The 21,628-nt window shown below is 72.3% G+C and carries 17 protein-coding genes; 11 read left to right on the top strand and 6 right to left on the bottom strand.

Annotation, left to right across the window (positions count from 1 at the left end; all coding sequences use genetic code 11):
- Positions 1-2: 2 nt before the first annotated feature.
- Complete coding sequence (locus AB0I73_RS01250) at positions 3-515, top strand: DUF1203 domain-containing protein (protein WP_363032499.1); 513 nt, start codon at positions 3-5, stop codon at positions 513-515.
- Positions 516-933: 418 nt separating this feature from the next.
- Entirely contained in the window at positions 934-1,593 is a 660-nt protein-coding gene (locus tag AB0I73_RS01245; protein ID WP_109379122.1) for an MSMEG_1061 family FMN-dependent PPOX-type flavoprotein, read from the top strand.
- Positions 1,594-2,043: 450 nt separating this feature from the next.
- Here AB0I73_RS01245 and AB0I73_RS01240 read toward each other — a convergent pair whose 3' ends face one another.
- Positions 2,044-3,060, bottom strand: coding sequence for an aspartate-semialdehyde dehydrogenase (locus tag AB0I73_RS01240; protein ID WP_363032497.1), 1,017 nt, complete (start codon positions 3,058-3,060; stop codon positions 2,044-2,046).
- A gap of 332 nt (positions 3,061-3,392) precedes the next feature.
- Between AB0I73_RS01240 and AB0I73_RS01235 the strand changes: the two genes are divergently transcribed.
- Both AB0I73_RS01235 and AB0I73_RS01230 read left to right on the top strand, forming a co-directional pair.
- On the top strand, positions 3,393-3,932 hold the full coding sequence (locus AB0I73_RS01235; protein ID WP_363032495.1) for a sigma-70 family RNA polymerase sigma factor: 540 nt from the start codon (positions 3,393-3,395) through the stop codon (positions 3,930-3,932).
- A gap of 1 nt (position 3,933) precedes the next feature.
- Positions 3,934-4,755: a hypothetical protein gene (locus tag AB0I73_RS01230; RefSeq protein ID WP_363032493.1), complete on the top strand. Its 822-nt coding sequence runs from the start codon at positions 3,934-3,936 to the stop codon at positions 4,753-4,755.
- A gap of 71 nt (positions 4,756-4,826) precedes the next feature.
- On the opposite strand, the gene AB0I73_RS01225 is transcribed toward AB0I73_RS01230, so the two are convergent.
- On the bottom strand, positions 4,827-8,126 hold the full coding sequence (locus AB0I73_RS01225) for a S8 family serine peptidase (protein ID WP_363032491.1): 3,300 nt from the start codon (positions 8,124-8,126) through the stop codon (positions 4,827-4,829).
- 289 nt (positions 8,127-8,415) lie between these two features.
- On the opposite strand from AB0I73_RS01225, the gene AB0I73_RS01220 reads away from it, so the two are divergent.
- Together AB0I73_RS01220 and AB0I73_RS01215 are read left to right on the top strand one after the other, a co-directional pair.
- Positions 8,416-8,880: an NUDIX hydrolase gene (locus tag AB0I73_RS01220; protein WP_363032489.1), complete on the top strand. Its 465-nt coding sequence runs from the start codon at positions 8,416-8,418 to the stop codon at positions 8,878-8,880.
- Positions 8,881-9,194: 314 nt separating this feature from the next.
- A complete protein-coding gene (locus AB0I73_RS01215) occupies positions 9,195-10,943 on the top strand; it encodes a TIGR03767 family metallophosphoesterase (protein ID WP_363032487.1) in 1,749 nt (582 codons plus the stop codon).
- Between the two features lie 14 nt (positions 10,944-10,957).
- Here AB0I73_RS01215 and AB0I73_RS01210 read toward each other — a convergent pair whose 3' ends face one another.
- Positions 10,958-12,001, bottom strand: a complete 1,044-nt coding sequence (locus AB0I73_RS01210) for a hypothetical protein (protein WP_363032485.1) — start codon at positions 11,999-12,001, stop codon at positions 10,958-10,960.
- Positions 12,002-12,241: 240 nt separating this feature from the next.
- Positions 12,242-14,857, bottom strand: coding sequence for an aminopeptidase N (gene pepN, locus AB0I73_RS01205; protein ID WP_363032483.1), 2,616 nt, complete (start codon positions 14,855-14,857; stop codon positions 12,242-12,244).
- Positions 14,858-15,008: 151 nt separating this feature from the next.
- Between pepN and AB0I73_RS01200 the strand changes: the two genes are divergently transcribed.
- Positions 15,009-15,668 (top strand): DsbA family protein, encoded by a 660-nt coding sequence (locus AB0I73_RS01200; protein WP_363032481.1) that lies wholly within the window; start codon positions 15,009-15,011, stop codon positions 15,666-15,668.
- Positions 15,669-15,693: 25 nt separating this feature from the next.
- On the opposite strand, the gene AB0I73_RS01195 is transcribed toward AB0I73_RS01200, so the two are convergent.
- Positions 15,694-15,936, bottom strand: a complete 243-nt coding sequence (locus tag AB0I73_RS01195; RefSeq protein WP_363032479.1) for a hypothetical protein — start codon at positions 15,934-15,936, stop codon at positions 15,694-15,696.
- A 315-nt stretch (positions 15,937-16,251) separates the two neighbouring features.
- Positions 16,252-17,649, bottom strand: coding sequence for an amino acid permease (locus AB0I73_RS01190; protein ID WP_363032477.1), 1,398 nt, complete (start codon positions 17,647-17,649; stop codon positions 16,252-16,254).
- A gap of 394 nt (positions 17,650-18,043) precedes the next feature.
- On the opposite strand from AB0I73_RS01190, the gene AB0I73_RS01185 reads away from it, so the two are divergent.
- The 4 genes from AB0I73_RS01185 (at position 18,044) to AB0I73_RS01170 (ending at position 21,615) form a co-directional block, all read left to right on the top strand.
- Positions 18,044-18,649 (top strand): biotin transporter BioY, encoded by a 606-nt coding sequence (locus tag AB0I73_RS01185; protein WP_363032475.1) that lies wholly within the window; start codon positions 18,044-18,046, stop codon positions 18,647-18,649.
- 167 nt (positions 18,650-18,816) lie between these two features.
- Positions 18,817-19,302: a ribose-5-phosphate isomerase gene (locus AB0I73_RS01180; protein WP_363032473.1), complete on the top strand. Its 486-nt coding sequence runs from the start codon at positions 18,817-18,819 to the stop codon at positions 19,300-19,302.
- 104 nt (positions 19,303-19,406) lie between these two features.
- A complete protein-coding gene (locus AB0I73_RS01175; RefSeq protein ID WP_363032471.1) occupies positions 19,407-20,252 on the top strand; it encodes a DNA-formamidopyrimidine glycosylase family protein in 846 nt (281 codons plus the stop codon).
- Positions 20,253-20,436: 184 nt separating this feature from the next.
- Positions 20,437-21,615: a PP2C family protein-serine/threonine phosphatase gene (locus tag AB0I73_RS01170; protein WP_363032469.1), complete on the top strand. Its 1,179-nt coding sequence runs from the start codon at positions 20,437-20,439 to the stop codon at positions 21,613-21,615.
- Positions 21,616-21,628: the final 13 nt, after the last annotated feature.

Genomic DNA, 21,628 nt, shown 5'->3' with positions numbered 1-21,628 from the left:
CCATGACGACGCCCCACCACACCGCCCGCCCCGTACCGGCGCCGGTCCTGAAGGAACTGCGCACCCTGGACGACGCGGGCCGCCCCGCGGTCCCCCGCACCGACGACGAGGGCGGCGCCCCGCTCCGCTGCTGCCTGCGCCGCAGTGTGCCGGGCGAGACGATCGCCCTGGTGTCGTACGCGCCGCTGCGCCGCTGGGCGGCACGGACGGGCGCCGACCCGGGCGCGTACGACGAGCAGGGCCCGGTCTTCATCCACGCCGAGGAGTGCGCGGGGCCGGCGCCCGACGCAGGCCTGCCCTTCACCGACGCCCACCGCACGCTGCGCCGCTACTCCGCCGACGGCCGCATCCTGGGCGGCCGCCTGGTGGAGACCCCGGACGCCTTCGCCCCCGCCCTCACGGAGGCCTTCGCCGACCCGGAGGTCGCCCTCGTCCACGTCCGCGCGGTGGAGCACGGCTGCTTCCTCTACGAGGTACGACGCGACGACCGCGGTGCCCCGGCTCCGGAGGGTTGATGACCCGCCGGCCCGTCCGCAGGTTGCCGCAGCCAGGTGTCGCGTGCGGCGCGGAGCAGGCGACGGGGCACCCGGCCCGCACGTCAAGGGCCGGATCACCCGGCTGAGGAGCGGCGCACCACCACCCGGCAACGACCCGGCCACCGGACCAGGTCGAGCCAGTGGCGGTACGCCGAGCCGGACGGCAGCCCACCGCGCGCTCAGGCTGCCGTCGTGCTTGCGCACGTCGACCGGCACGGAGCGAGTTCTGCGACCGACTCGCCCAGGTGTCGGCGCGACAGCCCGCAGAAGGAAGGACGGGACATGGCCGCACGGGCCTGTTCGATCGTCACACACCGGACAGCTCGCGCAGGTGTCTCTCCGTCCCCGCACTCACCGACCAAGATCAGCCGCAGGTCGGTTCGTTAGGGTCGGGGACATGACGACACCCCTTGCCGGAAGTGCCTTCGACTCGCTCCGCCTCGACGCCGTGTCCGACCGGGAGGCGCTGCGCCGGGTGTACGCACTCCCCGGTGACGCGGCCGTGCGCAAGCAGATGACCGAACTCACCGAGCAGACAAGGAAGTTGATCGGATGCTCATCGTTGGTCCTGGTCGCCAGCGCGGACGCCGAGGGCAACTGTGACGTCTCCCCGCGCGGAGGCCCCGCCGGGTTCGTCGCCGTCCTGGACGCACGGACGGTGGCGATACCGGACGCGACCGGCAACAAGCGTCTGGACACCCTGCAGAACGTCATCGCCACCGGACGGGCCGGGCTGCTGTTCGTCGTCCCGGGGCGCACCACGACGCTCAGGGTGAACGGCCGGGCCTGCGTCTCCACCCGCCCGGAGCTGCTGTCGCAGCTGACCGCCGTGGGCAAGCCGCCGGCCAGTGCGCTGGTGCTGGGGATCGAGGAGGTCTACCCGCACTGCCCCAAGTCGCTGCTGCGCAGCGGGGCCTGGAAGCCGGAGCAGTGGCTGCCGGCGGACGCCCAGCCGACCTCGGCAGAGGTGACGCTGGCCCAGCTGCGGATGCCGGAGCTGACGATCGCCGACATCGAGCAGGCGGAGGCGGATTCGCTGAAGTACCGGTACGAGTAACGGCCCGACCGGCGATTGCCGGACCACCGGCCCGCCGAATCCCCGGACCGGCACGCCCCGAGATCAATCGCGGGGCAGCCCGTGACCCGACGGCGCCGACCATGCCGTCCGGCCGCCCGGAACTCGCGATCCCGAAAGTGCGGGGTCCGGTCCGGAGGCCGATTCCCGGCCGGCCGTCATACGTGCCGCCGGCGAGCTGCTCAGGCAGGCACAGCTGGAGCAGGCCGACACAGAAGCGTTCGCCGAGTGGGACTGCGGTGGGGGAGCCGGTCCGTGGGACCGGGTGAGCGGGGGCGGGGGCACCGACGGGGCCTGGTGACCGGAATTCCTGTGCGTGACCCCCGCCTTTTGGCCAGGGGTGTCGCGTCACGGCGGCATCCGGCGCTCTGAACACGCCGAAAGGGGTCCACCCGGCCGGGTGGACCCCCCGCGCGGCGAGCGGGTCTGTGGTCACCGCTTCAGCTCGGCCGCCACCAGTTCCGCGATCTGGACGGTGTTCAGGGCCGCGCCCTTGCGGAGGTTGTCGTTGGAGACGAAGAGGGCCAGGCCGTTGTCGACCGTCTCGTCGCGGCGGATGCGGCCGACGTAGGACGGGTCCTGGCCGGCGGCCTGGAGCGGGGTGGGGATGTCGGTGAGGACGACACCGGGGGCGTCGGCCAGCAGCTCGGTCGCGCGCTCCGCGCTGATCGGACGGGCGAACCGGGCGTTGATCTGGAGGGAGTGGCCGGAGAAGACCGGGACGCGCACGCAGGTGCCGGAGACCTTGAGCTCCGGGATGTCCAGGATCTTGCGGGACTCGTTGCGCAGCTTCTGCTCCTCGTCGGTCTCGTTCAGACCGTCGTCCACGAGGTTGCCGGCGAAGGGCAGCACGTTGAAGGCGATGGGGCGCTTGTAGACGCCGGGCTCGGGGAAGTCGACCGCCGCGCCGTCGTGGGCCAGCTTGTCGGCGTCGGCGACGACCTTCTGGGTCTGGCCGTGCAGCTCCGCCACGCCCGCGACTCCGGAGCCGGACACCGCCTGGTAGGTGGCGACGACCAGCGCCTCGAGGCCCGCCTCGGCGTGCAGCGGACGCAGGACCGGCATCGCGGCCATCGTGGTGCAGTTCGGGTTGGCGATGATGCCCTTGGGGCGGTTCGCGATCGCCTCCGGGTTCACCTCGGAGACGACCAGCGGGACCTCGGGGTCCTTGCGCCAGGCCGAGGAGTTGTCGATCACGACGGCGCCCTGCGAGGCGACCTTCTCGGCCAGCGCCTTCGAGGTCGCGCCGCCCGCGGAGAACAGCACGATGTCCAGGCCGGTGTAGTCCGCGGTGGACGCGTCCTCCACCGTGACCCCGTCCAGGACCGTCCCCGCCGAGCGGGCCGAGGCGAACAGGCGCAGCTCGGTCAGCGGAAACTTCCTCTCTTCGAGGATGCTGCGCATGACCGTGCCCACCTGACCGGTGGCTCCGACGATTCCGACCCTCACGGCGTCTCCCTACTGCGTCTCTTCGCGTTCCTGTTACCTGGCCGAGGCTTTTCCATCATGCGGCCGACCACGTCCCGCTTGTCCAATTGTTAACGCCTTCTGCCCGAACAGTGGGACGCCCCGGTGCCGGGCACCGGTCGCGGACCTGCGGCCGCCGCCCCTGCGAGCCGCAGGAAATCAGCCGTCGGGGGCCACCGACCGCAAGGTCCCCTGCCCCGCCCCGCCCCACCCACACGGCGGTGTGACGTACGCCTCTGCCCGGTCCGCGGCACCCGGGCGAACGTTCCGGGCCCGGCCGGCGTCGTAGGGGAAACAGTGCGAGGGGGTGGGCAGTGCTGCGCGGAAGAATCCGGCGTGGCCGGCCGACGTACGGCGCCGCGGACGACGACCCGCTGGACGCGGCGCAGGAACGCCGGGTGCGGGCGGTACTCGCGCTCGGCGGGGTGCCGCAGGCGGACCTGCCGGACGGGGTGCAGCAGGTCCGGCTGCGGCTGCTGGAACGCGCCGCGAACGGGCAGGAGGCGCCCCGGGACGTCTCCGCGTGGGCGGCGGTGGTCGCCTCCAACCTCGCCATGGACTGGCACCGGGCCAAACGCCGCCAGGAGCGGCTCGGCGAACGCCTCGCCGCGCTGCGCCCGGCGGAGCAGCTCCCCGCCGACGAGGAGACCCGCCTGCTCTCCCTCGCCGTCGCCCGCGGCCTGGACGGGCTGCCCGACGCCCAGCGCCAGGTCGTCGTACTGCGGTTCTACGCCGACCTTCCGGTGCGCTCGATAGCCGACCAGCTCGGCGTCCCCGAGGGCACGGTCAAGAGCCGGCTGCACACGGCCGTACGGGCCCTGCGCGCCCGCCTGCACGAGGACGAGGTGGTGTGACGTGGCCGCCCACGACCCCCAGGACGACGGCATGCCCCGGGACGACGGCATGGACGCCCTCATGGCCGCGCTCCTCGACGAGTCGCTGCCCGCGCGGGCCCGGCAGGACCCGGCGTTCACGGCCGCGCGGGACGCGGCCGCCGCCGACGTGGCCGTGCTGCGGGAGCAGCTGGGCCTGATCGGGGACGCGCTGGCCGACGCCGGTGAGCACCGGGAGGCCGGGTCCGGGTCTCCGGCGACCCCCCTCGCGCCGGTGAGGTCCCTTGCGCCGGTGACGCCCCTGCCCGCCCGCCCCCGCCGTGCCCGCCGCCCCCTGCGGACCGCCCTCGGGACGCTCGTCGCGGCGGCGGCCGCCACGGTGGTCGTCGGCACGGGCTGGCTCGTGGCACAGCCCGGGGGAGGAGCGTCCGAGGCGTCGGATGCCAAGGCCGCCGACAAGGCGGCGAGCAGCGGTCAGGACGGCGGTGCCGCCTTCGGCAGCCCCCACTACCTCGCCTGCGCCCGGCTCGTCGTCGAGGGCACGGTCGCGGCGGTGGAGCCGGTACCGGACACGGGCGCGGGCGCCGGACAGGAGCGCGTCACGCTGACGGCGACCCACGTCCACAAGCCGGAGAAGGGAACCCGAGGCGGCGATGACGAGATCGTTCTCCTGCGGGAGGCCGACGGCCGGCCCCCGCTGCACGAGGGCGACCGGGTCCTGGTCGGCCTGCCCCGCGAGGGCGCCGTCCCGGACACCGTGATCGTCGGTGAGGAGGAGATCGCCCCCGAACGGGCGCGGATCGCCGCCGCGCTGCCCGTGTCGCGCACCCTGACCTGTGGGTGATCGGCGGAGGGCGCGTACGACGAAGGGGCGGGCGCCCTGGTGGACGCCCGCCCCTCGGTGGTGGCCGTCGGCTACGGCACGACCTTCTCGATCGTCACGCTGCCCGTGCCCGCGACCGTGCCGCGCGCGTTGACCAGCTGGACCCGTCCGAAGAACTCACGTCCCTCGGGGGCCGCCGCGACCGCCGTGACGCTGCCGGAGACGGTGGCCGAGTCGCCCGTGCCGAGCTTCACCGACGTGGCCCCGTCGACCGTGACCTCGCCGAGCGTGGCGGAGAAGAACACGTCCCGGTAGTCGTACTCGGCGGAACCGGCCGGGACGGAGTAGCCCACGACCTGGACGGTGTACGTACCGGCGGCCGGCTTGGCGATGGAGACCGCCTCCTCCGAGTCGCCGTCGGCGGACTGGGCGACGCGGGTGCCGGCGGCGTTGTAGACCGCCAGGTCCAGGTCGGCGGCGGTGTCGGTGACGTTGCCGATGGCCACGTCGAGCGATGCGGCGCCCGCGGGCACCTCGACCGTGGTGGTGTGGACGTCGCCCGTGCTGATGGTCGGCCGGTCGGTCTTGGCCGAGCCGAGCGGGCCGCCGACCAGCTTGCCGTCCAGGGCGGCGGCCTGGTTGGTCACCTTCCAGGAGACGTCGGCCGGAGTGCCGACCTTCGCCTCCGGCACGGTCACGGTCTCCGGGGCGAAGACCGCGCCGAGCACGGCGACGTCCAGCTTGTACGGGTTGTCGAGCAGCGGCGAGGTGCGGCGCGACTCGACCTCGATCTCCCAGACGCCCGGCTGCGGGTCCGCGTACGAACGCACGTCGGGACGGCAGGTGTTGGCCGGGTTGTTGTAGTTCGGGTAGCAGTTGACCGTCGACGTCGGGTCGGACGGGACGCCGTAGGGGTGGATGGCGATGAACCGGGTCTGGCTCGTGGCCTTCAGCCCGCCGAGCGCGATCTCCAGCGTCTTCGCGCCCTCGGGCACGGTGACGAAGTAGGAGGTGGTGCTGTTGCGCTGGGCCGTACCGGAGGCGGAGAAGGTGTGCTTCAGCGGCGCCGAGACGACCACGGTGTTCAGGATCTGCCGGTCGACGCCCTCGGTGCGCGGGTCGTCGACCTCGAGGATCGCGCTCTTCAGGCCGGCCGAGCGGGGCTCGGCCTGAACCTTGACGGTCACCGGCTTGTTCAGCGACAGCTGCACGTCGCGGTCGCCGAGGATGCGGAAGGTGTTGCCGGCGTTGTTCTCGAGGCCGAGCTTGTGCCGGATCGCGCGGTCGGGGCCGGACGTACGGGTGACGGTGATGTCGTACGTCTTCTTCTGACCGGCCTTGAGGCCGCCCTCACGGTCGTAGAGGCCGGTGCCGGAGCCCGGGGTCTTCAGGAACTGGTCGATCGCGGTGTCGACCGGCGCCTCGACCGTGTACTCGTGCGCGGTGGCCCCGTCGCGGATCGCGTCCCAGGCGTCCTCGATGTCGATGAGGCCTGCGCCCTCCTCGTAGGCCTGCACGTCCTTGATGTGCTCGGCGGTGGAGGTGAGGGCGGTGCGCAGCTTCGCGGGCGTCAGGTCGACGCGCTTCTGCTTCGCGGCCGACAGCAGCAGCGCGGCGGCACCGGCGGCCTGCGGGGAGGCCATCGAGGTGCCCTGGAGCATGCCGTAACCGGCGGGCAGGCCGTAACCCGCCTCGGCGACCGGCGCGCCCGGCGACCAGGTCTGGATGGTGTTGATCGCCGCACCGGGCGCGACGAGCGTCGGCGTGAAGCCGCCGTCCTCACGCGGACCGCGCGAGGAGAACGGCATCATGGCGTACTTCTTCTTCACCTCGGAGCCGTAGTTGGCGGCCCACGTCTCCTTGGAGATGGTCGCGCCGACCGAGATGACCTTGTCGGCCAGGGCGGGGTCGCCGATGGTGTTGGCGCCGGGGCCGGAGTTGCCCGCGGAGATCACCAGCTGGACGCCGTAGGTGTCGATGAGGCGGTTGTAGAGCTCGGCGCGGGCGTTGTTGCCGTCGTTCAGCGCCGGCAGACCGCCGATGGACATGTTGACGATGTCGACACCGCGGTTGGCGACGAGGTCGATCATGCCCTCGGTGAGCGCCACGCTGGTGCAGCCGCCGGACCAGGTGCAGGCGCGGGAGGAGACGATCTTCGCGCCGGGGGCGGCGCCGTTCATCTTGCCGCCGAACAGCCCGTTGGCCGCGGTGATGCCGGCCACGTGCGAGCCGTGCGAGCCCTGGATGAGGCCGATGTTGACGAAGTCGGCCTTGGCGCCGGCCGCGTTGTGGACGACGTCCTTGCGGATCTCCACGACGAACGGCTGGCGCTCGGCGACCTCGGTGGCCGGGTCGTCGGTGCCGAAGTACCCGATCTGGAAGCCGTCCTTGTACGGCTTCATCGGGGTGTCGTCGGAGAAGTCCTGGTTGTTGTTCAGGTCGACGCGGACCGTGCCGGCCGCCGCGTCGTACAGCACGCCCCAGGAGTCGGTGGTGTCGCCGTCGCGGTTGGCGTCACCGCCCGCGTCACCGCCGATGGTGTACGACTCCTTGAACGTGCTGATCCGGTACGAGCCCTCGGGCGCCGTCCAGGTCTTTCCCTCGTGGGTGAAGGTGGGGCCGGACACCGATTCGGTCATCGGGCGCCAGGTGCGGTCGCCGTCCACGAGCGGGTCGGTCGCCGTCACCCAGTCGACGATCTTCCGCTCGCCGGTGGTGGTCTTCTGCAGCGCCGGGTGGGCGAGGTCCACACCCGTGTCGAGGACGCCGATGGTGACACCGCGGCCGTCCGCCTTCGGGTTGTCCTTGACGAAGTCGACGGCGCCGGTCTCGAAGGACGGGTTGTACGGGTTCTTGGCGGGGGTCCGCTTGTCGGGAGCCGAGTAACCGCCCTTGCCGCCCTTGCCGGCGGCGCCCTTCGTGGTGTCCGCGCCGGGCGTCGGGTCGTCCAGCGGGATCTCCTCGCGCAGGTCGATGCCGTGCACGGTGGAGAGCTTCGCGGCGGCGGCGATGGCCGAGTCCGCCTTGGCGGTGGGGACGGTGGCGCGGACGTAGCCGAGCGCGTCGTGGGTCCGGCCGACCGAACCGCCCTTGACCGCGTCCAGCTGCTCGGCGACCTGCTTGGTCTTGCCGGGGGCGGTGGCGATCATCATCGTGACGTTCTTGACGCCGTCCGCCTTGGCCTCGGCGAGCAGGTCCGCGTCCTTCGAACCGAGCTTGTCGGGCGAGGGCTTGACGTCACCGTCGACGGGTGAGGCGGTCGGCGCGGCAGCGGCGACCGCCAGGGGTATCGGTCCGACCGCGCTGAGCGCGGCGACGAGACCGGCGGCCAGGGCGATACGGGCGACGCGTCTCGTGCCCGATATCGCTTCGCGCTGGGAGGAATGGGTCATCGGCATCCCTTGCAGGTAAAGGCACCATCGTGGAGCGACCGGAGCTGATCGACCCTGGCCGCGGTCGTCCGGAATGCGATCCCGGACGATCGCTGAGCCTTACGCAAGGGACAGGTGTTTGGGGAGGGTTGGCCGAATCGAAATGGATGTGTGGGGAAAACCCGCTATGCGCGTATCGGGTGTCGGGTGATGAACCGGGCAAGTCGTGCGCGCGGTCGCGTCGTACGGCGGTGACCCGTTGTCGGTTACTCGCCTGCCGGTCCGGCGGTCGTCGGGGTAACGTCCCCGGGTGCGAGAGAAGTTGCGGGTGGCGGCCTACGCCGTGGTGGTGCGCGACGGGCAGTTGCTGCTGGCCCGGTCCCCGGTGCCCGGAGGCGCCCCTGAGTGGGTCCTGCCGGGCGGCGGCATGGAGCACGGCGAGGACCCCTACGACACCGTGCGGCGGGAGGTCGAGGAGGAGACCGGCTACCACATCGAGGTCACCGGACTGCTCGGCGTGAACTCCAGTCGGCGCACCTTCCCCGGCGGCCGCCTGAGCCGCCCCGTCGACCACCACGGCGTACGGCTGGTCTACGAGGGGCGGATCATCGGCGGCGAACTGCGCAACGAGGTCGGCGGCTCCACCGAACTGGCCGCCTGGCAGCCCCTGGACGCCGTCCCGGAACTGGTCCGGATCCGCCTGGTCGACATCGCGCTGCGGCTGTGGCGGGAACGGCCGGCCGCGGGACGGGTCGCGGAGCGCGCGGAGGGCTGACCGCAGGGGGGCGACCGATCGAGGCCCACGACCTCGATCGGGCAGTTGTGCCGATCATCGCCATCAGGTTCACATTCTGTGACCCGGATCTCCCGTGAAGTGAACGCGGAGTGACCGGGTTCGGGCCGGTGCGGAAGCGGGTTCCGACAGGCGGGGTGGTCCAAGATCCACGTACGGCGATCGGCGTCGCGCGTTGCCGCCGCGTTCACACGCAGGCCATTCCCGCTGCCAAGCATCCAGTACGAGCGGGACGTTCGCCCGGCGAGCACCCCGCGACCACTGCCGACGCGTTCGCACCCGGGGAGAGAAGCGCCATGCCGCGCATACGCCCAGTCGCCGACCCCACTGGATTCCACCGCCGTTCCGTCCTCGCCGCCACCGGCGCGGTGGCCCTCTCCGCCGGCGTCGGTTACGCCCTGCGGCCCGGCGGCGAGGCCGTCGCGGCGGACGCCGCCCCGGACGGGACCGTGCACGCCTCCTCCCGCCAGGCACCGGCCGCCCCGCTCGCCCCGTACACCCGGGGCACCACCCTCGAAGGGGTGTCCGCCCCGCGCGGTGCATCCGGCTACCGGCGCCTCGACGAAGGGCAGGGCTGGGGGCGGGTGGTGCGCGGCGAACTGGCCGCGGCCCGCCCCGGCAGGGACGACCGCCGCACCACGCTGGCGGCGTTCGTGCAGCTCACCGACCTGCACCTGCTCGATACGCAGCATCCGCTGCGCCTGGAGTACCTGCGCTCCACCGATGTGCGCGCCTGGCGGCCCCAGGAGGCGCTCACCGTGCACGGCGCGGTCGCGCTCGTCGAGCGGATCAACGCGCTGCGCGGCGCCCCCGTCACCGGCTCCCCGCTGCACTTCGCTATGACCACCGGCGACAACACGGACAACAACACCCGCACCGAACTGGACTGGTTCCTGACGGTGCTCAGCGGTGGCCGCGTCACCCCCAACTCCGGGGACCCGCGCCACTACGAAGGCGTCCAGAACAGCGGTCTGCGGCAGTACTGGCAGCCGGACACCGCCGTCCGCGACGCCGACAAGCAACTCGGCTTCCCGCACCTGGGCGGTTTCCTCGCGGCGGCCGTCCGCGAGGTCAACAGTCCCGGCCTCAACCTTCCCTGGTACTCCACCGTCGGTAACCACGACACGATGCCGCTCGGCTGCTACGCCTCCCACGGCGACTCCCACCTCACCGAACTCGCCGTCGGCGGCCGGAAGCTGATGGAGATACCGGCGGCCGAGGCGAAGAAGCTCCAGCAGACCATCAAGAAGGCCACCGACCCCCGGGGCGTCCAGTACGGCGAGTTCCTGAAGACCCACGCCCGCGCCATGCGTTCGGTCACCCCCGACGAGGCGCGCGCCCCGTTCACCCCCACCGAGTACCTGAAGGCGCACCTGGACCCCGCGCACCGCGGATTCGGCCCGGTGGGCCACGGCTACACCGCCGCCAACCTCGACGCGGGCACCCAGTACTACGCGTTCCGCGTCTCCGACGACGTCATCGGGATCAGCCTCGACACCACCGACCCGGGCGGCCACTACACGGGCTCCCTCGGCACGGCCCAACTGCGCTGGCTGGAGCGGACCCTGCGGACCCACGAGGACTCCCGCGCGATCATCTTCAGCCACCACACCAGCGCATCGATGACGAACACGCACCGCGACCCGGCCCGTCCCGACGAACGGCGCCACGACGGCAGGGAACTCCTCGCGCTCCTCGGCCGGCACCGCAACGTGGTGGCCTGGGTCAACGGTCACATCCACCGCAACGCCATCACCCCGCACACCGGCCCCGCCGGCTCCTTCTGGGAGATCTCCACCGCCTCCCACATCGACTTCCCCCACCTCGCCCGCGTCATCGAGCTGGTGGACAACGAGGACGGCACGCTGTCCCTCTTCACCACCCTGGTCGAGTCCGCGGCCCCGTCCCGCACGGACCACGACGACCTCACCCAGACCGGCCTGGCCGCCCTCTACCGCGAACTGTCCTACAACGCCCCGGGTGCCCGCACCGACCTGGCCGGTGACCCGGGGGACCGCAACACGGAACTCCTGCTCAAGGCGTAGGAAGCGGGGCCGGATCAGCGGGGCAGCACCACGACGTAGGCGGCGGGTTCGCGGTCGTCCGCGGCCGTCAGCGCCGTACGGACCACCGCCGCCTGCTGCTCCGCCGCGTCCCGCAGCTTGCCCGGGGTGAGGTGCACGACGGTGATGCCGAGCCGCTCCAGGAGCTCACGTTCGCGGGCGTACTCGAACCACACGTCCTCCTGGGAGGGGCCCTGCCGGGACGTTCGGGTGTCCAGCACGAGCGCCACGGCCTGGTCGGGCCAGTAAGCGTCCAGACCGCCGAGGTGGGGGCCGCCCGGCAGGCGCAGGTCGACGTTCCACACCGGGTCGGGCAGACCGTGCTCCCGCACCATCCGGTACAGCCGGTCCTCCGCGACCGCGCGGCCCTCGGCCACCAGCGAGTCCACCGCGTTCACCACGTGCGGCCGGTTCAGGAGCTTCGCGCCGGTCAGCTCCCGCACCACCGTGGCCGCGTCGCAGTGGCCGTCGGCCACGGCCTCCGTCAGCAGCCGGCGCACCGCGGCCGCGTCGTCCAGACCGGCCACCGCGTCGGCCAGCGCCCGCGCCACCGGCGCCACCGGCACGCCCGCCACCTGCACGGGGACCGGCAGCACCGGCGTGCGGACGATGCGGACACAGCCCGTGGAGCGCAGCCGGCGCAGCCGCGGCACCAGCACGTCGAAGGCGTCCAGGGAGGGCAGCGGGGGAGCGGAGGAGAAGCCGTGCAGGGTCAGCGCGGCCAGCCCGGTGATCATCGCCTCCTCGTAACGGGGCACCGTCGAGTCGGCCGGACCGGGCTGGTCGGGGACCCGCACGGACCGCTCCCGCGCCGTGTACATCAGTACCGCGTGCAGCCGCTCCTCGCTGGTCGGCGGGCCCGGGTGGAGCAGGACGACGCCGGGGAGGAGCTGCCGCCAGGTGCCGCCGGGGCGGCACCGGTCGTCGGCCTCCGCGGCGGAGACGCCGTGCGAGCGGAGCTGGGCGGTCGTCAGCACGCGCCGGGTGCCGGCGGCCAGGTGGTGCAGGGAGCGGGGGAAGAGCGGGGTCTCGTGGTTCATGTCCGGCAATGTCCCCGCGTCGCGTCCGCCCTCGAACCCCTGTTACAGAGCCGTCGACAATCAGGGACAAGGCCGTCCTAAAGGACGCTTGTTCGGATGCCGAAAACCCCTGGCCCGTTCGGGTGGGACCAGGGGTTACGGTTGCCATTGCCCGAACTCCGTAACGGTCACGGAGCGTGTGTCCCAGGGGTGGGATCACGCCGGGAGCGGGTGGGTGTCAGTCGGCCGCCGCAGCGTGGGTCAGCCCGCCGCCGCGTCGCACGCCTGGCCGCGCAGCGCCCGCGCCAGGTCGTCCCGGGCCTCCAGCACCAGACGGCGCAGCGCCGGGGCCGCGTCCTCGTGGGCCGCGAGCCAGGCGTCCGTCGCGTCCAGCGTCCGGGGCGAGTCCCGCAGCTCGGGGAACAGGCCCCGCACCACGTCCATGCCGATCTGGATCGACCGCTCGGTCCACACCCGCTCGATCACCGCGAAGTACTTCTCCGCGTACGGCGCGAGCAGCTCCCGCTGCGAGGGCTGGGCGAAGCCCGCGATCGTCGCCTCCACCAGCGCGTTGGACAGCTCGTCCGACTCCACGACCTGCTCCCACGCCCGCGCCTTCACCTCCGCCGACGGGCGGGCGGCCAGGCAGCGGACCTGGTGGCGCTTGCCGGAGGCGGTGTCGTCCCGGGCCAGCTCCTCGGCCAGCGCCTTCTCGTCGGCGAGCCCGTGCGCGGCCAGCGGCTCCAGGAACGCCCAGCGCAGCTCCTGGTCGACGTCGAGCCCGTCGACCGTCACCGTGCCCGACAGCAGCTCCTGGAGCAGCTGGAAGTCGCCCGGCGCGCCGGCCGACCGGGCGAAGAAGCGGGCCCAGGCCAGCTGCTGCTCGCTGCCCGGCGCGGCGGCCTCCAGCTCGCGCCGGGCTCCCTCGGCGAGCAGCCGGCCGCCCGTCTCCCGCCAGGCGGGCGCCGCGTAGTGGACGAGCGCCGACTCGGCCCAGGCGTGCAGCATCTGGAGCACACCGATGTCGGACTCGCGCCCGCCGAACCGCAGCACCAGGTCCACGAACTCCCGCGCGGGCAGCAGCGCGTCCCGCGTCATGTTCCACAGCGCCGACCAGCACAGGGCACGGGCCAGGGGGTCGGTCAGCGTGTCCAGGTGCGCGCGGAGCGTGGCCAGCGAGGTCTCGTCGAAGCGGATCTTGCAGTACGTCAGGTCGTCGTCGTTGACCAGCACCAGCTCGGGCGCCTCGGCGCCCGCCAGCTCGGCGACCACGGTACGCGCCCCGTCGACGTCCGCCTCGGCGCGCGCGTACCGCTCCAGCGTGCCGTCGGCCGTGCGCCGGTACAGGCCCACCGCGACGCGGTGCGGGCGCAGTTCGGGGTGCGACTCCGCGGCCTCCTGCAGCACCGCGAGTTCCCCGACCCTGCCGTCCGCGCCCAACAGCACCTGGGGCGTCAGGGAGTTGACCCCTGCCGTCTGCAGCCAGGACCGCGTCCAGGCCGCCATGTCCCGCCCGCTGGTCTCCTCGAGGACCGACAGCAGGTCACCGAGGCGGGTGTTGCCGTACGCGTGCCGCTTGAAGTAGCGGCGGGCACCCTCCAGGAAGGCGTCCTGGCCGACGTACGCCACCAGTTGCTTCAGTACGGAGGCACCCTTGGCGTAGGTGATGCCGTCGAAGTTGAGCTTGGCGTCCTGGAGGTCGCGGATGTCGGCGGTGATCGGATGCGTGGACGGCAGCTGGTCCGCGCGGTACGCCCAGGCCTTGCGGCGGTTGGCGAAGGTGATCCAGCCGTCGGTGAAACGGGTGGCGCCCACGAGCGAGAACGCGCCCATGAAGTCGGCGAAGGACTCCTTGAGCCACAGGTCGTCCCACCACTCCATGGTGACCAGGTCGCCGAACCACATGTGCGCCATCTCGTGCAGGATCACGTTGGCCCGGCCCTCGTAGGACGCCTGCGTGACCTTGCCGCGGAAGATGAACTCCTCCCGGAACGTGACGAGTCCGGGGTTCTCCATCGCACCCAGGTTGTACTCGGGCACGAACGCCTGGTCGTACTTCCCGAAGGGGTACGGGTAGTCGACGTGGTCGTGGAAGAAGTCCAGGCCCTGCTTGGTCACCAGGAACACGTCGTCGGCGTCGAAGTGCGGCGCGAGACCCTTGCGGCACATCGCGCCGAGCGGGATCTCCAGCCGCGTGCCGTCGGGCAGTTCACGCTCGTAGGTGTCCGTGACGTAGTGGTACGGCCCGGCGACCACGCACGTGATGTACGTCGAGATCGGCTTGGTCTCCGCGAACCGCCAGACACCGTCGGCGAGTTCCCCGGCGCCGTTGCTCCACACCGTCCAGCCCTCGGGGGCCCGCACCTCGAAGCGGTAGGGGGCCTTGAGGTCGGGCTGCTCGAAGTTGGCGAAGACGCGCCGGGCGTCGGCCGGCTCGTACTGGGTGTAGAGGTACACCTCGCCGTCCTCGGGGTCGACGAAGCGGTGCATGCCCTCGCCGGTACGGGAGTACGCGCACCGGGCGTCGACGATCAGCTCGTTGTCGGCGGCCAGGTCCTCCAGCAGGATCCGGGAGCCGTCGAACACCTCTCCGGGGTCGAGATCCCGCCCGTTGAGGGAGACGGCCGTCACGCTCGGCGCGATCAGGTCCGCGAAGCTGCTCGCGCCCGGCTCCGCGCAGCGGAACCGGAGGGTCGTCACCGAGCGGAAGGTGTGCGGCCCGGCCGCGCCGTCCCCACCGGCCCCACTGTTCCCTCCGTCCCCGCCGTTCGCTCCGTCGGTCGCGGAGCGCAGGTCGAGGGACACCTCGTACCCGTCCACCGACAGCAGTGCGGCCCGCTCCCGGGCCTCGTCACGGGTCAGGTTCTCACCGGGCACGGGCGGACTCCTCGTACGTCGTCGTCGACAGGGCTGGACAACACCGATCCTGCCATGCGCCCCTGACCAGGGGCAGCCGGGAATGACCGGGGGGAGTCCGGGTGTTTCCCGGGGGAAACACCCGCCCCGAACTTCCCCACTGAGGAGCGACATGCCCGACGCGTCCCCTGCCGCCGCCCCCGCCACCCCTGTCGACTTCTGGTTCGACCCGCTGTGCCCCTGGGCCTGGATGACCTCCCGCTGGATGCTGGAGGTGGAGAAGGTGCGGGACGTCAAGGTCCGCTGGCACCTGATGAGCCTCGCGGTCCTCAACGAGGACAAGCTCGACGAGCTGCCCGAGGAGTACCGCGAGATGCTCGAGACCAAGGCCTGGGGGCCCGTCCGTGTCGTCGCCGCGGCCGAGCAGGAGCACGGCGCCGAGGTGCTCGGCGACCTCTACACCGCGCTCGGCACCCGCATCCACAACCAGGGCGAGGGTCCGGAGAAGGAGGCCGTCGCGGCCGCCCTGAAGGAGGTCGGCCTGCCCGACTCCCTTATGGAGCACTGGGACTCCACCCCGTACGAGCCCCAGCTGCGCGCCTCCCACCAGGAGGGCATCGACAAGGTCGGCCAGGAGGTCGGCACCCCGGTCATCGCCGTGCCCGGCGCGGACGGCGAGCAGATCGCCTTCTTCGGCCCGGTCGTCACCCCCGCGCCCCAGGGCGAGGAGGCGGCCCGCCTCTGGGACGGCACCCTCGCCGTGGCCTCCGTCCCCGGTTTCTACGAGATCAAGCGCACCCGCACGAAGGGCCCGGACTTCAGCAACCTGTGACGGCGAAGGGTCGCTCCGGGGCGGGTCACTCGGGGACGGGCACGCGGACGGCCTCGGGGAACGGCTTCATGACGAACCCCGTGCGCAGGTTGCGGCACTGCCTGCCGGTGTCCGGGTCCAGCACGTTCTGGCAGAGCCAGAACTCGTTCACGCCCGTGCGGCCCAGCCGCTCCTTGAGCCAGTCCTGCTCGGCCTTGTTCAGTTGACGGTGCTGCTGGTCGGCGTCGCACGTCCAGCAGGGCAGTTTCATGGTCCTGGGTGTCGTCATGTGACACTTTGACCCGGAACACCGCATACCGGAAGCCCCCGCGAGTCCTGTCCTCGCGGGGGCTTCCCTTTTTCCGCCTGCCGGGTGAACGGTGAGAAGACGATCACGAGGCAGGACGCTCATCGGGGCCTTGCGGGCCCCTGGAGTGCCGGGTCCCACGAACCTCTTACTGCCATGGTGTTGCAACTGCACGCTAGCAGCAGAAGAGGGTGGATCGTGTGCCCGGGACGCACGCGGGCATAGGAAAGGCCCTCGGCCGGACGATGCGTCCTGTCGAGGGCCCTCGCCGTCGCGGGAGGGGGCTTGGGGAGGGCGTCAGCTCCCGGTGCCGGCCCGTTTCCGGGCCCGCTGCCAGGCGTAGCCCACGGCCGCCAGGACCAGGACCATGCCGCCCGTCGAGTACAGCTGCACGCGCGTGCCCGGCTCCCGGGCCATGAGGACGAAGACGCCCGCCATCCCGGCCAGCGCGATCCACGTCAGCCACGGGAACGCCCACATCCGCACCACCAGCTTCTCCGGCGCCTCGCGCTCCAGGATGCGCCGCAGCCGCAGCTGCGAGACGGCGATGAAGATCCAGACGACCAGGATCACCGCGCCGATCATGTTCAGCAGCCAGGAGAAGACGTCGTCGGGCCGCCAGTAGCTCAGCAGCACGCACAGGAACCCGAAGACCGAGGAGGCCAGCACGGCGAGCCGCGGCACCCCGCCCGACACCCGGCCCAGTGCCTTCGGGCCCGGCCCGCGCTCCACCAGGGAGTAGGCGATGCGCGAGGCGCCGTAGATGTTGGCGTTCATCGCGGACAGCAACGCCACCAGCACCACGACGTTCATCAGCTGACCGGCGCCCGGGATGCCGAGCCGGTCCAGGGCGGCGACGTACGGGCCGCTCTCGACCACCGTCGGCGAGTCCCACGGGACCAGGGCCACGATGACCGCCATCGAACCGATGTAGAACAGCGCGATCCGCCACATCGCGGTGCGGACCGCGACGGCGACGCCCTTGACCGGGTTCTCCGACTCGGCCGCGGCGATGGTGACCGTCTCCAGACCGCCGTACGCGAAGACGGAGGCGAGCAGGCCGATCACCAGCCCCTCGCCGCCGTTCGGGAACAGATCGGTGAGGTTCGAGGCGCCCGGGGAGTCGGTGCCCGGCAGCACGCCCGTGAGGGCCAGCACCCCGAGCACCAGGAACAGGGAGATCGCGCCGACCTTCAGTGCCGCGAACCAGAACTCGAACTCGCCGAAGTTCTTCACGGCCGCGAGGTTCGTGCCGCAGAACACCACCATGAACAGCGCCACCCACGCCCACTCGGGCGTGCCCGGGAGCCAGCCGGTGACGATCTTCGCGGCACCGATGCCCTCCAGGCCGACGGCCGTGCACAGCAGCACCCAGAACGCCCAGCCCACCGTGAAGCCCGCCCAGGGCCCGATGGCCCGCTCGGCGTGCGCCGAGAAGGAACCGGACGACGGATGCGCGGCCGACATCTCGCCGAGCATCCGCATCACCAGCATGACCAGCAGGCCGGAGAGGGTGTAGGCGAGGACGATCGACGGCCCGGCGGCCGCGATGCCCGCACCGGAGCCGACGAACAGGCCGGCCCCGATCACCCCGCCCAGGGCGATCATCGACAGATGGCGTTGCTTCAGGCCGTGCGAGAGGGAGGACTCCTCCCGCTGCGGCGGTGTCTCGACGGAGGTGCTGGGAACGGGCACGGCTCGTCCAATGCGGGAGACGATGAAACCCCGTCAGTTTGGGCGGCCGCTCCCGCCCGGCGGAGGAGCTGCCCACCATATGGACACGTGTCATACGGAGGGTTGCAGTCCGGTTACCGGCGGGTGGCCGGTGGGTCGCCCGGCGAGGGACCGGGCGTGGTGCGAGGGTGGCCGGTTTGGCGAGACCCTACAGACGCCGGCCGGGCGGCCCCTGTGGGAGAGGCCATGTCACCCCCGTGACCGGTATCACGCCGTTGCCCGGGTTGGGCGCGTTCTTTGTCCGGAGCCCACCATCCGCGTGGCGGCGCCTTTGTCGAGCGCTGACGGTGATCGGCTCGAGGACGCTGGGATAGCGTCGCTGTCGTCCCCAGCCTCCTCACCCCGCGGAGTCCCCATGAGCACCGCTGCCGCCTCGTCCGCCCTGCCCCAGGAAGGCGGGGCCCGCGTCGGTCTGGTCCTTGCCGACCTCGTCCCGGCCTCCCGTGTGCGGGACGTGGCCCTCGTGGTCGGCGGTGCCGCGCTCACCGGCGTCGCCGCCCAGCTCGCCGTCCCGGTCCCCGGGTCCCCGGTGCCGGTGACCGGCCAGACCTTCGCCGCGCTGCTCGTCGGCACCACCCTCGGTGCCCGCCGTGGTCTCCTCTCCCTCGCGCTGTACGCGATGGCGGGCGTCGCGGGTGTGCCGTGGTTCGCCGAGGGCGCGTCGGGCTACGGGGCGCCGTCGTTCGGCTACGTCCTGGGCATGCTGCTGGCCGCGGCCGTCGTGGGCTCCCTGGCCCGTCGCGGGGCCGACCGCTCCGCGTGGCGGATGGCGGGCACCATGCTGCTGGGCTCGGCGGTCATCTACGCCGTCGGCGTGCCCTACCTGGCGCTGGCCACCGGCATGTCCGCCTCCGCCGCGATCGCGGCGGGCCTCACCCCGTTCCTCATCGGTGACGCCCTGAAGGCGGCCCTGGCGATGGGCGTGCTGCCGACCGCCTGGCGGTTCGTCAACAAGCGGTGACTTCTCGATCGTCCCCGGAAGGGGGCCGTCCGGGCGCACGCACAGCGCCCGGGCGGCCCCCTTCCGCGTCGGTGACGGCCGGGGAGCCGTGTCCCGGAGCTGTGTCTGGGAGCCGTGTCACACGCCCCCACGCGCCTGCCCGCGATCCCGCGTGTCACACTCGGACCATGCGCGTGTACCTCGGTTCCGACCATGCCGGATACGAACTCAAGAACCACCTCGCCGAGTGGCTCAAGGACGCGGGTCACGAGCCCGTCGACTGCGGGCCCCACATCTACGACGCCCAGGACGACTACCCGCCCTTCTGCCTCCGCGCCGCCGAGCGGACCGCCGCCGACCCCGACGCCCTCGGCATCGTGATCGGTGGCTCCGGCAACGGTGAGCAGATCGCCGCGAACAAGGTGAAGGGCGTACGAGCGGCCCTGGCGTGGAGCGAGGAGACCGCGGCGCTGGGCCGCCAGCACAACAACGCCAACGTGGTCGCGATCGGTGCGCGCATGCACACCTCGGACGAGGCGACGAAGTTCGTCGAGGTCTTCCTGGGCACCCCGTTCTCGGGCGACGAGCGCCACATCCGCCGCATCGACATGCTCGCGGACTACGAGACCACCGGCGACCTCCCCCCGATCCCGCCCCACCACCCCCAGCAGTGACCCGGCCGGGGGCGGAGAAAGCCGGGCGGGAGGGCGGGTAGGCCGGACGGGAGGGCGGGTAGGCCGAGCGGGCTGAGAGAGTCGAGAGGGAGGGGAGCGAACCCGTGCCGGAGGGCCACACCATTCACCGGCTGGCCGAGGATTACGCCGGGGCCTTCTCCGACGGCACCCCTCTTCGGGTCTCCAGCCCCCAGGGCAAGTTCAGCGACGCCGCCGCCCTCCTGGACCGCACCGTCCTGCACACCGCCGAAGCCCACGGCAAGCACCTTTTCCTCGGCTTCCTCGGCTTCCTCGGCTTCCGCGACCCCGACCCCGAGCACACCGACTGGGTCCACATCCACCTCGGCCTCTTCGGCAAGGTCGCCCTGGGCCCGGCCCCCGCGCCCCCGCCCACGGACACCGTCCGGCTGCGCCTCACGCACCACGCGTCGTACGCCGATCTCCGCGGGCCCACCACCTGCGCCCTGATCACGGACACCGAGAAGCGGGCGATACACGACCGTCTCGGCCCCGACCCGCTGCGCCCGGACGCGGACCCGGACGCCGCGTACCGCAGGATCAGCCGCAGCCGTACGACGATCGCCGCGCTCCTCATGGACCAGAAGCTCATCGCCGGCGTGGGGAACGTCTACCGCGCCGAGGTCCTCTTCCGGCACGGTATCGACCCGTACCGCGCGGGCCGGGACATCACCCCCGCCGAGTGGGACGCCCTGTGGACCGACCTGGTCGGGCTCATGCGGGAGGGCGTCCGCAACAACCGGATCGACACCGTCCGCCCGGAACACACTCCGGAGGCGATGGGCCGCCCGCCACGTGTCGACGACCACGGCGGTGAGGTGTATGTCTACCGCAGGGCCCATCAGCCCTGCCACATCTGCGGCGAGGAGATCCGCACCGCCGGCCTCGCCGCCCGCAATCTCTTCTGGTGCCCGGCCTGCCAGCACCGGTGAGACCGGCCCGGCGGGGCGGGGCCGGTGCGCGGCGGGCGGGCGGTGCGGGACGTCCGGCACAATTTCCGCCGGACGACCACACCAGGGCGCCCGGTGAAGTTCACTGTGAAGTCGGTCCCCGGACGGGGGACAACCAGGACCTCCCGTGCCAAGTGGTCGCTCCGATGGATAGGGTCCCGAACTGATGGCAGCAGGACGAGAGAGGCGCGCGGCAGCCGACACGCTCACGGCCCGGGTGAAGAAGCAGTGGCACCGGGCCCGCGTCGGCGTGCGCCGGGCCGCCGTCGACTACTTCCGCGGGGACGGCTCCGACTGGATAGCCCTTGCCGGGCTGCTGCTGACGATCCCGCTCATCTCGGCCGCGACGCTCGCCAACTCCGTCTGGTTCGCACCGTCCGCACTGGTGCTGCCGATCGTCGTCGGCGGGCTGCTGCTCCGCCCGGCGAGTCTGCTCGGCCTGTACGCGGCGGCGGCGACGGCACTGATCGTGGAGGCCGTCCGACTCGGCCCGTACACCGAGGGCGCGTCCAGGGTGACTCCGGGCGTCGTCCTCACCGTGGCCGCCTGCGGCTTCTTCGGACTGGTCGTCGCCCAGTTCCGCAGCCGGGTGGGCGTGCCCTGGCGGCGCGGCGGCACCATGCTCTTCGACCTGCGTGAACGCATCAGGGTGCAGAGCCAGTTGCCGGCCCTGCCGAGCGGATGGCACCGGGAGATGGCCCTGCGTCCGGCCGGCGGCCAGTCCTTCTCCGGCGACTTCGTGGTCGCGGCCCGCACCAACGGCGGGCGCACGCTGGAGGTCGTCCTGACCGACGTGTCGGGCAAGGGCATGGACGCGGGCTCGCGCGCCCTGCTGCTGTCCGGTGCCTTCGGCGGCCTGCTCGGCAGTCTCCCGCCGCACGCCTTCCTGCCGGCCGCCAACGGCTACCTGCTCCGCCAGGAGTGGCAGGAGGGCTTCGCCACCTCCATCCACCTCGTCCTCGACCTGGACTCCGGCGACTACGAGTTGTACTCCGCGGGGCATCCGCCGGGTCTCCAGCTCAGCGCGGGCAGCGGCCGCTGGGAGGAGAAGTCGGGCGACGGCCCGCTGCTGGGCGTGTACGACGGCGCCCAGTTCGACCCGGTGAAAGGCTCGTTGCGTCCCGGGGACGTGCTGATGCTGTTCACCGACGGCCTGGTGGAGACGTCGGACCGGGACATCGTCGAGGGCATCGACCGCCTCACCGGTGAGGCCGACCGCTATGTCGCCGGTGGCTTCCACGGAGCGGCCTGGCACCTCATCGAGGCGGTCGCCAAGGACGTCAACGACGACCGTGCGCTGCTGCTGATCTGTCGCGAGGGCAGCACGGCCGCCCTGTCCCGCTGACCCCGGTTCCCCG

This window comes from Streptomyces sp. NPDC050388, from assembly GCF_040655635.1.
Lineage (GTDB): Bacteria > Actinomycetota > Actinomycetes > Streptomycetales > Streptomycetaceae > Streptomyces.
This window is presented reverse-complemented; position numbering and strand designations above follow the sequence as displayed.